Source organism: Winogradskyella sp., from assembly GCF_028289625.1.
In the GTDB taxonomy this organism is placed as follows: Bacteria; Bacteroidota; Bacteroidia; order Flavobacteriales; family Flavobacteriaceae; genus Winogradskyella.
In genome coordinates, this window is record NZ_JANQOM010000045.1 from 90777 (window position 1) to 105687 (window position 14911).

The following is a 14911-nucleotide window of genomic DNA, read 5'->3' on the forward strand; positions in this document are numbered from 1 at the left end:
TGTTTAATAGCTAACACCACTCAATCATGAAAGCATATATTCTTATTTTCGGCCTAGCTCTTTTAACATTATCATCTTGTAAAGATGCAGAAGCAAGTGCTACAATTACTGACGAAACTGAAGTAGAAGAAGCTACAGTAAAAAATGGTTTAAAAGGTGCCTGGGAACTAAAAGGATTTTATAATTATAAAGACAATGTCGTAGTAGACTCATTTTCTAATAGCGCTATTTCTAGACAGGTAAAGATGTATACAGACACCAAGGTAATGTGGTGCAAGCTTCTAAAAACAGATTCCATCGAGTTTTTTGGTTATGGATCCTATACCTATGAAGATGGCATACTCACAGAGACCTTAGAATTTGGATCCGCATTTATGAACGACGTTATAGAAGAACAACAGGAATTCACATTTCAATTTGAATTAGAGCCAAATCGATTTGAACAAATAGAAATCGATGAAGATGGCAATAGAGTCTATTCAGAAAACTATGTTAGGATAGAATAAAAAATCGCACCTATCCCTATAACGGATAAGTTTTTTTAGGGTTAATATTTATTTTCATTCTTGCTTTCTTTTAAATATTCTTTTTACGGATAATAAAACTCTTGAAACGCTTAATTTTATCAAATGATTACTTCAAATCTTTGTAAAGGCAATTTTTGTCTTTACACGAGAGCGACAAGTACACAAGGTAATATTGTAGCTATTTTCACAGGAATTACAATATTAGCAACCGCTCTTGTAATCGTAAACAAATCCCTTAACACTTGATATGGGATTAAGAGAGGGCTTTTGCTCTCTCTTTTCGTTCCAAAAGTTTTATCTATCCATATACTATCTCTTTTACTTCCTTACTGCTCTGTGCTTTCCAATATTCCAGTTCCTTTTCATGCGTCAGGGCGTTTTTCAGAAACTTTTCAAACTGGTTGCCCTTAAAATTCCTGTGGTTAAACTTCCATTCGTATTCTACCAAATAAAACGGTAGGTATTTCTTGCTGATAGACTTAAAATTACCTTTAATACCGTTCTTTACATAAGACCAAAACCCCTCGATGGTATTTACGTGAACCATGCCACGGCTAAACTTTTTCTTGTGGTTTATTTCAAGCCTTTCAATGTAGGTTTCCAGTTCTTTGTATGAACGGAATCCGTCCGTCACCAAGATAGCGTTTTCTTTCTTTGCATAGGTCTTTAGCATATACAATAGGTTGCGCTTGGTCAGCTTTTCAATGACTTTCGTCTTTACCTTTCCTTTTCGTTGAACCATTCCAGCTACAGAAACCTTATTAGTTCCACGTCCTCTTTTGTTGGTTGCGGTCGAAAGGTCGTTAATATTGTCATGAGACTTTGATTTTCGCCGTTTCCTTGCTTTGCCCCCGAAATAGCTTTCGTCCATCTCGATAATGCCGTTGAGCTTCGTGTCTTTCTGCAACATCCCTATCCTAACTCGCATAGCTGCATAATAAGAGGACTTATAACTACCGCCTACGTTTCTCTTTAGCTCGGCTGATGCAATACCAGATTTGCTGTTTAGCATCAAACCTATTATAGTGAACCATTTAGGCAACGGTAAGCGTGTATCTTCAAAAATAGTATCAACAAACACGGAAAACGACCGTTTACAATTTTTACAGGTATGGCGCAATGGGTCGCTTTTTTGGCGTTTATTGTTCGTGGATTGACAATAAGTGCATTTTACGGTTTTGCCCCAACGCAACTTTTCCAGTAATTTCAAGCATTTTGCTTGTGTGTTATATTTTTTATTTATTTCTGTTAAAGTCATTCGTTTTTCCTTATGTTTACTACAATTTAGGTAAATTTATTATCCTTTATAGGGATAGGTGCGTAAAAAATTAATTCCAACCAAGCGATTTTAAACGTTTAATATCACTTTCTATCCATTGTTGGTTTAAACTATCAGAAGCATCTTGGTATTGCTCTCTTAATACTTCTAAACGTTTATGCATTTCGGCCTTAATGTCTTTATAATCAGCACTGCCATAAACATTATTAAGCTCTTGTGGATCTTCCTTTAAATCATAAAGCTCCCATGCCTCTGTATCGTAATAAAAACGAATAAGTTTGTATCGGTCGGTGCGAACTCCATAATGACGTTTAACCATATGAATTCCTGGATATTCAAAATAATGGTAGTACAAGGCATCTCTCCAATTGGAGTTGTCGCCTTTAAATAAGGGTTTAAGACTTAATCCTTGCATATCGACTGGGATGTCTGCGCCTGCCACATCTAAAACGGTTGACGCAAAATCTATATTTTGTACTAAGTCAGAATTAATACTTCCAGCTTTTATAACATTTGGGTATCTAATCAACAATGGTGTCCTAAACGACTCTTCGTACATAAAACGTTTATCGAACCATCCGTGTTCGCCTAAGAAAAAACCTTGATCTGAGGTATAAATGACCATAGTATTTTCGGTTAGATTATTTTCATCTAAATAATCTAACAATCGACCAATATTTCTATCCACGCTTTTTATGACACCTAAATAGTCCTCCATATAGCGCTGGTACTTCCAAAGTGTCAATGCTTGTCCTTTAGGCGAGTTTTTCAAAAATTCATCATTTATTGGTCCGTATACTTTTTGCCACTGCACTTTTTCATCGTCGTTAAGTCGATTAAAACGTTCGGTATATGCGCCTTTGTACCAATCTAAAAACTCATCATAATTCAATTTTTCTAAAATTTCAGGCGCAATTTTATTATCTGCGCTTAAGGCCATATGATCCGCAATACGCATTTCGGCCTCTTTAGAAGCCTTGCTTTTGGTCTTGTACTCATCAAAAAGTGTTTCTGGAACTGGAATTTTCTTGTATTTGAAATCTTCCAAATCGTGCATCGATGGCCACCATTGTCTATGTGGTGCCTTGTGATTATACATCAACATAAAAGGCTTGAATGAATCTCGAAGCGAATCGAGATAGAAAATAGCCTTATCGGTAATGACATCGGTAACATAACCCTTGGTTTTGATCTCTCCTTTTGGAGTCAATAATTCTGGATGGTAATAATGTCCTTGGTCTGGTAAAACCTCCCAATAATCAAAACCTTTAGGTTCAGACTTTAAATGCCATTTGCCATAAATAGCAGTTTCATAACCTTCTTTCTGAAGCAACTTAGGAAAGGTGACCTGCGTCGTATCAAACACATCGAGATTATCTCTTACGGAATTAAGGTGGCTAAATTTTCCCGTTAATGCTACTGCCCTACTTGGCGAACAAATGGAATTGGTAACAAATGCTTTTTGAAACAGCATACCTTCCTTTGCCAAGCGGTCTATATGTGGTGTCTTAATCAACTTATCGTCATAGGCACTTAAGGCTTGGTAGGCATGATCATCTGTAATAATGAAAACAATATTAGGCTTTTGTTCTGGTGCGTTGGTTTTCTCTTCCTGTTTATCTGACTTGCAGCTTAGAACAGAAACTGTTACAATTAAAAAGAGGTATTTTTTCATTATAATCGTGTTCATATTATTCGCCATTATTCGTCATTTTAAATTTTAATTCGCCACCATTTGTAATTTGATGATAGGTGATTTTTGAATCTTTAATTTTAGTTTTGTTTAAATAGAAAGCGTCCGTAAAGCTGTTTTCTTCTGAAAAATTTTCGGCATTTATGTTGAATTTATTTCCGTTAGTTAAATGAATTGTAGCTTCCGAAACTTGTGGCGCACCCAAAATAAATTCTCCATTCGAGGCATTTACAGGATAAAACCCTAAAGTTGATAAAATATACCAAGCGCTCATTTGTCCACAATCGTCATTTCCAATCATGCCATCTGGTGTGTTATTGTGAAATTCATTAATCACACGTTTTATATAATCTTGTCCCCTTTTAGGTGTATCCGAAAACGCATATAAATACAAAATATGATGACTGGGTTCGTTACCATGCGCATATTGCCCAATCATAGCTTCTTGCCCCAAAAACTTATTTGGGTTGAGCGCTTCAGTTGTAAAAAAAGTATTAAGGTGGTTTGTAAATTCGGTTGTTCCGCCAAGCAGTTCTATCATCCCATCAACATCGTATTGGGCTGATGTCCAAAAGTATTGCCAAGCGTTAGCTTCTGTGTAATCACCTGGATTGTTAAGTGGTGATGTCGCTGTCAATGGATCAAACGGTGTTCTAAAATCACCCTTGGTATCTTTTCCTCTGAAGAGTTTTGTTTCTGGGTCAAACAGATTCTTATAATAATTGGCGCGTTTACTAAAGGTAGAATATACTGATGAATCCCCCAGTTTTTTTGCCATCTGTGCCACTGCATAATCGTCAAAACCACTTTCTAGTGTTCGTGAAACGGATTCATTATCGAGCTTATCAAATGGATAATATCCATATTTATTATACAATTTCCAATCAGAATTTATATGACTTTCCGTGGAGGTTTCTACCATAGCCTGCAATGCGTCATGGACATCAAAACCTCTAAATCCATTGTTGTAAGCTGATAATATCATTGGGATGGCATGATTGCCAATCATACAGTAATTATCTTGGCCCCAAGCCGTCCAAATAGGTAAAAAACCAGCAGCAGCATGATGCAACAACATGGTGTTAATCATGCCATCAATTTTTTCTGGTGCTAAAATTTGTAATAAAGGAAAAGCAGCGCGATACACATCCCAAATAGACAAGGTTGAGTAATATTCGTTGTTGGGTGCTGTTGCGATTTGGTCATCTGCTCCACGATACTTCCCGTCGACATCAGCTATGTTAGACGGCTGCAAAAACAAATGGTATAATGAGGTATAAAAGATTTCTTTTTGCTTTTTTGATGCTGTAATACTGATTCGGTTGAGATAATCGTCCCATGCATTTTGATTTTCAGTTTTGACCTTGTCAAAATCCCAGTGCGGGATTTCGGTTTGTAAATTGAGTTTGGAGCCATCAACTGAAACGGACGATAAGGCGATTTTTACTTTTAAAACCCTATCCTCTTTTAACATAAAAAGGGCGTCGTATTTTGGTGCTTTATCATTTTTAGCTTTGGGCAACTCTTCAATTTTTGAAAATGGTTCGCTAAACTGAATGGTATAAAAATATTTTCGTTTCACCCAGTTTTCCGTGGATGCATAGCCCGAAATCGTACTGTCATTTTCAATAACAACATCACTATCTAAAACCAATCCTTTTTGACTGTTCTCATCAAAAACGAAGCGTAAGCCATGCTGAAGATTTATAAATACATTAGCTTCTTTTGATGGGAATGTATATTTATGAATCGCCACACGTTCCGAACAGGTTAACTCAACTTTTACATCATCTTTTTTGGTTAATGCGTAATAACCTACTTCTGCTTTTTCAGTATTTTTAAAATAGGTGTTTTTGAGGTTTTTCTTTGCTTTTGAATAGGGTAAAAGAAGCACATCACCCATTTCATTTATTCCTGTACCACTAAAACGGGTTTGCGAAAATCCTAGTAACAACGTATCCTTGTACTGATAACCGCTGGTATGGCTCCATCCGTAATCTTTATTGTCAGGTCCTGGTTGTACCATACCAAAAGGCATAGATGGTCCGGGAAATGTATGTCCAGTTCCGTCCGTACCGATAAAGGGATTGACAAACTCTCTGTTACTGGTTGGTTCTGTAATTGTATTCTCTTGATTGGATTGTTCTTTCTTGCAAGAAGAAAGTAGCAATAAAAGAATAGCGAATAATCTAAATCTCATAAGACTTTTATTTAGTTCTTTCTTGTTTCCAAGCTTCTATTTTAGTTTTGAAATCTTCAATAAGATCTGGATTATCTTCAGCTAAATTATGGTCGTTATTAGCATCAGTTTTCATATCAAAAAGGGCTATGGTATCTAAAGTCAAATTCCACTTAAAAAACCAATCATTAGTTCGTGCCCAGTAGGCTTCGATTTTCATACCCATCATATCGTCTTCAGAACGCATTTGCGTGGCTTTACCAATAATAATAGCTCTATCGGTCTTGGATGGGTCTTCTATTAAAGTTTTATAGGATTTCCCGAAGTAGTCTTCAGGAATTTCGATGTTAAGATAATCGAGAATAGTAGCTGGAATATCAGCACTATGCATCAACGCTTTCGATGTTTGATTGGCATCTACTTTATCTTTCCAAGAAAATATGATTGGTGTTCTAAAGGATTGGTCATAAACCGATAATTTACCTTTATCCCCACCATTATGCCAACGCAAAGAATCGTGACGAAACTCTTGATTTGGTGCTTGTTCCCAGCCGTTATCGTTGACATAAACAAACATGGTATTATCAAACATATTTTTTTCTTTTAGGTAACGTACCAGTTCGCCAACGCCATCATCAAACCAAGTGCAGTTAGCATAGTAACGTTTCGCCGATTCGGTCATATCTTTGTCCTTATAAATGTTATAATATTTGTCTGGCGCATCAAACGGATAATGTGGCAATTCTGGTGCAAACCAAATAAACAATGGGTTATTTGGATTCGCTTCTACAAAATCGTAAACGGGTTGCATTGTAGCACGAGCGAGCTGACGTCCATCGCCACCCATAAACTGTAAAAACCAATCGTCGTTTTTCTTATCACCTTTTTTCCAGCCTTTGGTCATACCAGCATCAAAACCTCCATTTTGATAGTTGAATTCCCACCATTTGCCACCTTGAAAACTTTTGTAGCCTTTTTTAGCAAGTATTCGCGGAAGTGTGGTGAAATGCCGCATAGCATGGTGCTTGAATCCAACTATAGAATCTTCAGGTATTTGTTTTTCTTTTATGAGTTCTTCTACATCTTGTTCATAATTGATTGGTAAGGTTCCCGTCATCAACGTTTGTAATGATGGTCTACAGTGGTTTTGTGGTACGTAGCCATTAGTAAATAGCGTTCCGCTTTCTGCCAGTTTATCCATATTTGGAGTTTGCACGTAATCGGCACCCATAAATCCGAAATAGGGATAACCTTGGTCATCACCTACCAATAGAATGATATTGGGGTTTTCAGATGAAATATTTTCTGTTTCTAAACCTGGTTTCTCTTTTGACCCTTTTTCGCTTTCATTTTTACAAGAAGCTAAAACAAATGTCAAAAAGACAAATAGTATTATTTTTTTCATAACTATTGCTTTTATGGGTTTTTTAAATCTTTCATTAGTGTCTTTCAAATGCCTTATAGTTTACCCAATCAAAATCTGCATAGTCTTTAGTTTTTGATCCGTTGCTTGACGCGTAAAACCCTAAATATGCACCTGTATATTTTTTACTTAGAATATGATTGGCCTTCGTTTTCTCAAGCAGCTTAAATTCTGAACCATTCATAGCGAAATAAAATGAATAGCCTTGAGGCTCAGAAGTAACTTTAAATGTAATGTCTCCCTTAAAATCCGGAAGGGTTTCCTTAGCTATAATCTCAGGGTATTTCTGAGGTTCTGCTAATTTCAACTGAATATAATTGACTTTATCTTCTTTAATAACAGTGAGAGTAAAATAGTTATCATCTTTTTGAATCAAACTAATTCCCGCTTCAGAATTATTAGTCTTTGGATTAAAACTCATTTTAGCATTATACTCAAAATCACTTTCAGTTTGTCTAAAGCCCATTAAACTGGCTCTTCCGCGCTCTTTTATGACATTCGGTTTAGAGAATAACCTCAAAAAGCCTTTTCGTTCTTCAAGGGAAAACACGTTATCTAAGGGAACTCGCCTAAAGTTCCACTCAAGATTCAACTCTGAATCGTCAAAATTATCACTAAATGATAAGTTCCTTTTTTGAAATGTGCCTTCAAATGGCACTGCCGTTTTCCGTTCTACTCTACCTGTTTTAGGAGCTACAACTGGCCATTCGTATTTAACCTCTTTCCACCAGAATGGTTCTCTTTCCCATTGCACAGGAAGCAAATGTGTTTCGCGCCCCATATTAGAACCTCTGTCTTGATCTCCCCGAATACCTAATGCAACTATATACCATCTCCCATCATCAAGCTCAATTAAGTCCGCATGACCTGTACTGTGCACCCAGTTGTCATAAGAAAGTTGTCTGGTCGATAGTATTGGATTACGCGCATTGGAAATATAAGGTCCTGTAATTTTATCGCTAACAGCAATCATAACTGCATGATTAAAACTAGTACCTCCTTCAGCAACCATTAAATAATACCGATTATCACGCTTATACATATGAGGTCCTTCAACCCATACTCCACCACATGCGCCTCTCCACAAATAATGACGTTCACCTATTAGCTTCCAATTATTAATATCTATTTCTTGCAACCAGATTTCGCCTTCTCCATCATAATTTGGATTTTCAGGAGTATGTGTCCCAACATACCATACTTTTCCATCATCATCAAAGAAAATATCGGGATCTATTCCTGGTGCACCTTCCAAAACGTGAGGTTCTGACCAAGGGCCTTCAGGGCTTTTAGCGGTGATAATAAAATTTACAAAATCTGTTGTGTTAGTATCTTCATGATAATAAACGTTTGTTGTAATAATATAAAATGTACCTTTATTATATCTTATTGTAGGCGCATGAATACCTCCGTCAGAATTAACATCCATAAGATTTACCTGCGCGTCACATTGATTCTTTCTATGCAATCCATAACCAATAAGCTCCCAATTAATTAGGTCTTTACTCTTATGGATAGGTAAGCCCGGGAAATACTCAAACGTAGAATTAACAATATAAAAGGTGTCTCCAACCTTACAAATTGATGGGTCGGGATAACCTCCTGGAATTATTGGATTTATGAATGTCTCTTGTTCGGTGTTTTGACTAAAAACATTTAATTGTAGAACTACAAAAAGTAATAGTGTTTTTTTCATTTTTATACTTCTTAATCTTTAATAATATCCTAGCTTAATTTTTACGCTCTCTTTATATTTTCTGCCGATAGGTATCACAACACTTTCTAAATTAATTTGTGTTGGCGAAAATGACGTTATGTGTACTATTGACACAATAAAAGACCTGTGAACTCTTAAAAATTTTTCTTCTGGCAAAAGTTCTTCCATTGCAGAAATACTGCTATAACTTGTAATATCTTTATCGACAGTTTTTACTCTGACGTAGTTTTTAAGACTTTCTATAAAGATAACATCCTTTAAAAATACTTTTTGCAATGCTTTCCCCTTTTTTAAATAGATGAAGGCTTCATTACTATCCTTAATAAGTTTTTGATTCTCTTCTTCAAGCTGCTGGGCCTTTTTCTGTGAGTTATTCCAAAACTTATACAATGTATAAGCTAATGGAAGGATGAGCGCCAAGTTAACATCAAGTAAGGTATTCATGAATTCCGTTACTTTGAAATAATGTTGACTTCGATATGGTAAATGGCGGCCTTCAACTATAAATAACATTACAATGCGTTGTAGTACCGCAGATAAAAAAAGAAGCAAACCAAACAACACAATGAACTTGATATATCTTTTTTTTAAAAAGAATTTAGGAAGTAAGAAACATATTGTGCCATATACCAATACTAATCTTGCAGGAAGACTCCATAATTGCACCATGAAATTTCTATAATAATTATGATCGTATGTGCCCCAAACTATTGTGAAAAATAATATAAAGACAATCCAATAGGCGATATGTATTCGAAGTACTTTATTTGATAAAAGACCAAAATTCATTATTAAATGTAAACAATTTATGCCTTATATTAATTAGACGTCAGTACCACTGCACTTTTGGGTTTAATATTCAAACTCAATTTATTATCGGTTTTAACTATTTCTGTTTCTGTTGGATGCAAAGTATTATTGTATTCACTTAAGAACTTAGTTTCGACATTTACATCAACAGCTTTATCAGATGAATTTACAATCGTGATAACTTCGTCCTTTTCATCGAACCTTGAATATGCCAAAACATTTTTAGAATCACTTACAGTCAAAAAATCGATTTTACCATGAACTAAAACAGGGTTATTCTTTCTAATGTTAATGAGTTTTTGATGGTATTTAAAAACGTCATTGTTAAATATGACCTTATCAGTTGGCCTATCTTTCCCCATTGGGTGAGTCACTTCGTCTTCAAAAGCATAATCTGGCCAAATCAGAGGTTTACGACAAGATGGGTCATCAGCTCCCCACATACCCATTTCGTCTCCTGCATATATATGTGGAGAACCAATGTAAGTGTATTGTTGCACCAATAGCAACTTCAAGGTTTTATAGGTACTCGCATCAGGTTTATGGATCTTATAATTAGGGTTTTCGTGAACCTTACAGTAATACTTGTACTTGTTTTTATTGAATAATGAGGTTAAAACTCTTGGTGTATCAAAACCACCTGTATAGTTCATCATTGCGTAATTATTGCCTTCCCTTAAATTGCCCCTAAAGAAATTTAGACTGTCTATATATTGATTTACAGAAATTTTATTTGGTGATTCATTAAGATAATGACGTGTTGCTCTATACCATCTGTAATTCATTACTGCATCGAAGATATCACCTTTCAGAAAAGGTTCTGGATCTAACAGTTTATCTGGCCACTGCTCCCACCAAATTTCACCTAATAAATACGCTTCGGGATTAATACCGCGAACATGTTTTCTAAAATCCCTCCAAAACCCAAGTGGTGTCTCGGCAGCTACATCTAAACGATAACCATCAACACCATCGGACACATCGCCATCTTGATTGGGATCTAACCAACGACTAGCGACATTAAAAATATGCTGTTTAGCAGATGCATCATAAACATTACCTTCAAAAGACGTAAGACTTACCGAAGCATCTTGCTTCTGCGTTTCTCTAATTTCTGGAAGTGTATGTACGCCAACCCATCCGTGATATTTAAACTCATTTTCTTCTGTTTTGGGATCGTCAAAATGTTCAACCCAATACCAGTCTTTGAATTTAGAGTTTTCCTGATTTTTTAATACATCGTTCCATGCCCAAAATGTGTTTCCAGTATGATTCCACGAGTAATCTAAAATCACTTTAATACCTCTATCATGAAATGCTTTAATAACTTTTATAAAGAGTTCGTCTGCCGAAGTCATTTTCCAAGTACTTGGGTCATCTGGAATTTCAGAAGCCATGATTTTTTTATCACCATCTGGACTGGGACCAAAATTGACATCAATGTGTCTCCAGTTTCGTGCATCGTATTTATGAAGTGATGGTGAATCATTTAAAGGTCTAAAATAAATGGCCGTGACTCCTAGTGAATCTATATAATCAACTTTATCAAGCACACCTTGTAAATCGCCTCCATAGCGACGCATTTGCACCTTATCTACAAACTTATGTGTTGGGTTTCCGTAGAAATCTTTTCGCCCATCTAATTCTGAAAAAAAGGGATCTTCTTTATACCAGTCTTGTGTCCATGGTGTAACTGCCCAAGATTCAGGAATCTCCCCAGGAAACGTACCACGAATATCTTCAGCAGTAGGATCATTTGTGGTGTCGCCATTCCGAAATCGCTCAACTGCAATTTCGTACCAAATGACATTTTTTGACCATTCTGGCGGATTAGAAAATTCAGTTTTGTCATTTGTTGTTAATGAGAGTTCTGGTTTTGCTTCTTCATCTTTACAAGATGTAATTATTAGTAGCAAAAAAAATACAAATACGTGCGGTTTCATTTTGAGATTGTTTATGCTGTAATTTATAATGCATTATTTAATCTTCAAGCTATTTTATACAAACAACAACCTAAACAATTTATAAAACACTATTAGTAATTAGCATCCCATAACCATTTAAAACAATTTCATCAGAATTAATATCGGCATTTTGATTATAAATAGCCTCACCCAATTGGTACTTATCTTCATTAGTAAGTTTTATCGAATCTTCAGAAGTGTTAATAATGACACAGCTAATTTGGTTATTTAATTCTCGCTTAAAAGCTATAATATTAGCCTGATTTGTAAAAAGTGGTTCATAAGTGCCTTGCTGAAAGGTCTTGTTTTTTGTTCGGATTGAAATCAGGCTTTTATAATGATGCCAAAGCGAATGCTTATCTTTCTTTTGGGTTTCTAAATTTAGCATGGTGATTGCCTCGGTATTCCAAAACGACTGGTACCACCATTCGCCTGTATCTTTATACCAAAGTGCATTGCCGGAATAAGTTTGATCGGCATTCCATGGAAATGCTTCTCGGACCGGAATATGATTGGCATCACTTCCCCATTCACTTGTTTGCCCTGTTAATCCAAGTTCTTGTCCATAATAAATAGATGGTACGCCTGGCAATAAAATATTCAATGCGGCGGCCACTCGTTTTTGGCCTTCATTATTATTGACCACCGAGGCCCAACGTGCCGTATCATGGTTTTCCAAAAAATTAATTGTAAATGTACTATCCGTAAATTTTGACATACTTTCTCTAACGACTTTATGAATACGATTTGGATCCATTTTCACACCGTTTGATGTTGGGTCTATGTACATGTCATGCGTACCTTCTTCACCAGCAATAGCAAAACGAAGTGGAAAACTAAATGCGGCATCCGCACCACTGGCATTGACCATTTTTTCTCCATATTCGTTCCAATTGGATTGTTCGCCCAAAACAAAAATATTAGCATTTACAGATTTACATTGATTAAAAATCGGTTTCCAAAAATCTTGGTACATATTGGTGAAAAGTCCTTTATAATCTAAATCATCCATGATGTGGTCTATTCTGAAACCATCCACGCCATCATCAAAATTACCGTCCTTGTTTGGGTCTACCCAATACAAATAGAAATCTGTCATCCATTGTTTTACGTTTTCATTATTTAAATCGAGAAATACAATATGATGCTTGTCACCAGGCCAAGCTGTAAAATCATGTAACGGTGATTTAGAAGGCATAAAAATTTGCTCTGGATATTGATTTAAACTATCTGAATAGTAGATAAAATCCGAATATTGGGATTCAGGGTTTTTATATGAATCATCAAACCAGATATTGCCACTTTGCGCATATTGGGTTTCCATATCCATCAAAAATTTCAACCCTTTTTTATGTACGGCTTTTACAAAATTGATATAATCGGTTTTGGTACCGTATTCCGCATCTATGTTTTTGTAATTGGTCGGAAAGTAATTGTGATAAAAATCAGATTCGTACAATGGCGTAAACAAAATTGTAGTAACTCCAAGTTCTTTTAAGTAGTCTAACTTTTTAACAAACCCATTTAAATCGCCATGCCTATCGCCATTACTATCATAAAAGCTGCGTTGCATCACATGGTAAATGACTTCGTTATTCCAATTTATAGGCGCATGATGTTCAGTTGCCACGTTTGTTTGCCCTGTTTGTACTTCTTTGCAAGAACTTAATGCAAAAACTATAATTAAAAGTAAAAGTGTCGTGAAATGCCTCATGGTTTATTCTTTTGGAAATGTAACGCGTCTTAGTACTGTTTTTCCCATGGGAATTAGAGTCACGTTTTGATTTTTATTATTAGTAGAATTATATAAACTCCCTTCTAAATCCCACCGGGACTCGTAAAAAGAACCTGTATTTGAAGCCGCCTCTAAGTTAAATTTTGAATCGGTTGTAAGTTTTAAATCTTTAAAATCTTCACTGGTAGGGAAACAGTAATAATCATTATAATTTTCTTTGGGATAGGTCTTTATAACCTTCTCCATATGTGAAATATCAAAGGCATAAACCACTGGACCTCGCTGCAAATAGGATTCATCATTTAAAGCCTTGTATTGTTTAATGTCATTTTTAAATGTGATGGTAAATTCGTCACCATTTTTCCATTCCTTAGAAATATTGTAAAATCCATCTTTCAAATCACCTAAATCCATTTCGCTTATTAGCGCATCAGACCAATTTGGCTTTCGGATGTAGAGATTAAATGTCTTCGGCTCTTTCATTTTTAATCTAAATACTACTTCATCAGACATTGGGTAGTTAGTGATTTGTTCTATTGAGATGTCTGCGCCGTCAACATCTGTTGTCAATTCCGATGGTCCAAACATGGTGACAGCTATGCCATCATCTTTTTTCATCCACATTTGTTCAAGAAAATAGGTGAAGTTTCTCGTATAATTTGGCACACAACAGACTGCGGGTTCAGAATGTGTTGGTGAATATTTATAACGTGGATCTGCCTTGGCTTCTCCATTTTCATGGTGATGCCCATCTAACACAAAACAATTGTCTGCTTTACCGTAAGTAATAGCAGTACCTTGTTTATTTCTAAAACCCATCATGGCATTATAGGTTAATTTTTCTGCTGCATCGGCAAATTCTATATCGCCTGTTTTTTGTATTAAGCTTCCATATGAGTTGCGTAATTCGAGCATGGTACAGTATTCACTGCTCGTATTGGTTGGGTGGGCTTTCATTTTTAAAATCCATTCGTTACCATGACCTGCCCCACTCGGTAAAATGCAAGGCTCCAATTTTGCCAACATATTATCATATGCTTCTTTCAATTCCGGATATCCTGTATTGTAATACGCATTTACCATTGTACGGATATGCTCATAGGTATGCACGCCATGACCTTCAAATAAAGAATCCTTTTCTTTTAAATACGGATAGCGCAAATCGTTAAACGAACGGTTTATGGAATACGTTGAAAACGCTTTATATAAATAGGTTGCATAATCTTGATAGGTTTGGTTTTTTGTAATGCGATGCAAAGTTTCACAAACATCAGTCAACATTAAACCATGCGTTACACCGCCAAAAGCATTTTTTAAATAGAAAGGATTTTTTGAACTTTCACCATAGCTATTCATGGTGACTTTCATGCCCTTTTCAACGGCTTCTAGAACCGTTTTATCTTTAGTGAATTCATAATAGGCTAGCATGGTCCTAAAGGCCGTCGTTTGTGCCCAGAGCTCTCCATTTGACCCCTCATGTTGATAGCGCAAATTAGGTTTGTATATGCCAATGTAACCATCATCATCCTGTGAAGCCAACAGATTTTTTATAATGTCGTGCGATTGTGCAATAGCTTCTTTATT

General features: G+C 35.8%; 10 protein-coding genes. 1 reads left to right on the forward strand and 9 read right to left on the reverse strand.

Going from position 1 to position 14911, the window contains the following annotated elements; all coding sequences use genetic code 11:
* Nucleotides 1-26: 26 nt before the first annotated feature.
* Nucleotides 27-506, forward strand: coding sequence for a hypothetical protein (locus Q0992_RS09815; RefSeq protein ID WP_299523182.1), 480 nt, complete (start codon nt 27-29; stop codon nt 504-506).
* Between the two features lie 319 nt (nt 507-825).
* On the opposite strand, the gene Q0992_RS09820 is transcribed toward Q0992_RS09815, so the two are convergent.
* The 9 genes from Q0992_RS09820 to Q0992_RS09860 form a co-directional block, all read right to left on the reverse strand.
* A complete protein-coding gene (locus Q0992_RS09820) occupies nt 826-1785 on the reverse strand; it encodes an IS1595 family transposase (RefSeq protein WP_299523185.1) in 960 nt (319 codons plus the stop codon).
* A 70-nt stretch (nt 1786-1855) separates the two neighbouring features.
* Complete coding sequence (locus Q0992_RS09825) at nt 1856-3481, reverse strand: sulfatase (RefSeq protein WP_299523188.1); 1626 nt, start codon at nt 3479-3481, stop codon at nt 1856-1858.
* A gap of 16 nt (nt 3482-3497) precedes the next feature.
* Nucleotides 3498-5699 carry a GH92 family glycosyl hydrolase gene (locus Q0992_RS09830; protein ID WP_299523191.1) on the reverse strand — a complete coding sequence of 734 codons (2202 nt, stop codon included), beginning with the start codon at nt 5697-5699 and terminating at the stop codon, nt 3498-3500.
* Nucleotides 5700-5706: 7 nt separating this feature from the next.
* Nucleotides 5707-7083 carry a sulfatase-like hydrolase/transferase gene (locus Q0992_RS09835; RefSeq protein WP_299523194.1) on the reverse strand — a complete coding sequence of 459 codons (1377 nt, stop codon included), beginning with the start codon at nt 7081-7083 and terminating at the stop codon, nt 5707-5709.
* A 34-nt stretch (nt 7084-7117) separates the two neighbouring features.
* Nucleotides 7118-8797, reverse strand: a complete 1680-nt coding sequence (locus tag Q0992_RS09840; RefSeq protein WP_299523197.1) for a glycoside hydrolase family 43 protein — start codon at nt 8795-8797, stop codon at nt 7118-7120.
* Between the two features lie 18 nt (nt 8798-8815).
* Nucleotides 8816-9607: a LytTR family DNA-binding domain-containing protein gene (locus Q0992_RS09845; protein WP_299523200.1), complete on the reverse strand. Its 792-nt coding sequence runs from the start codon at nt 9605-9607 to the stop codon at nt 8816-8818.
* 29 nt (nt 9608-9636) lie between these two features.
* Complete coding sequence (locus Q0992_RS09850) at nt 9637-11571, reverse strand: alpha-amylase family glycosyl hydrolase (protein ID WP_299523203.1); 1935 nt, start codon at nt 11569-11571, stop codon at nt 9637-9639.
* Nucleotides 11572-11650: 79 nt separating this feature from the next.
* Nucleotides 11651-13306: an alpha-amylase family glycosyl hydrolase gene (locus Q0992_RS09855; protein WP_299523206.1), complete on the reverse strand. Its 1656-nt coding sequence runs from the start codon at nt 13304-13306 to the stop codon at nt 11651-11653.
* 3 nt (nt 13307-13309) lie between these two features.
* The coding region (locus Q0992_RS09860) for a beta-L-arabinofuranosidase domain-containing protein (protein ID WP_299523209.1) at nt 13310-14911 on the reverse strand (1602 nt) is incomplete at its 5' end.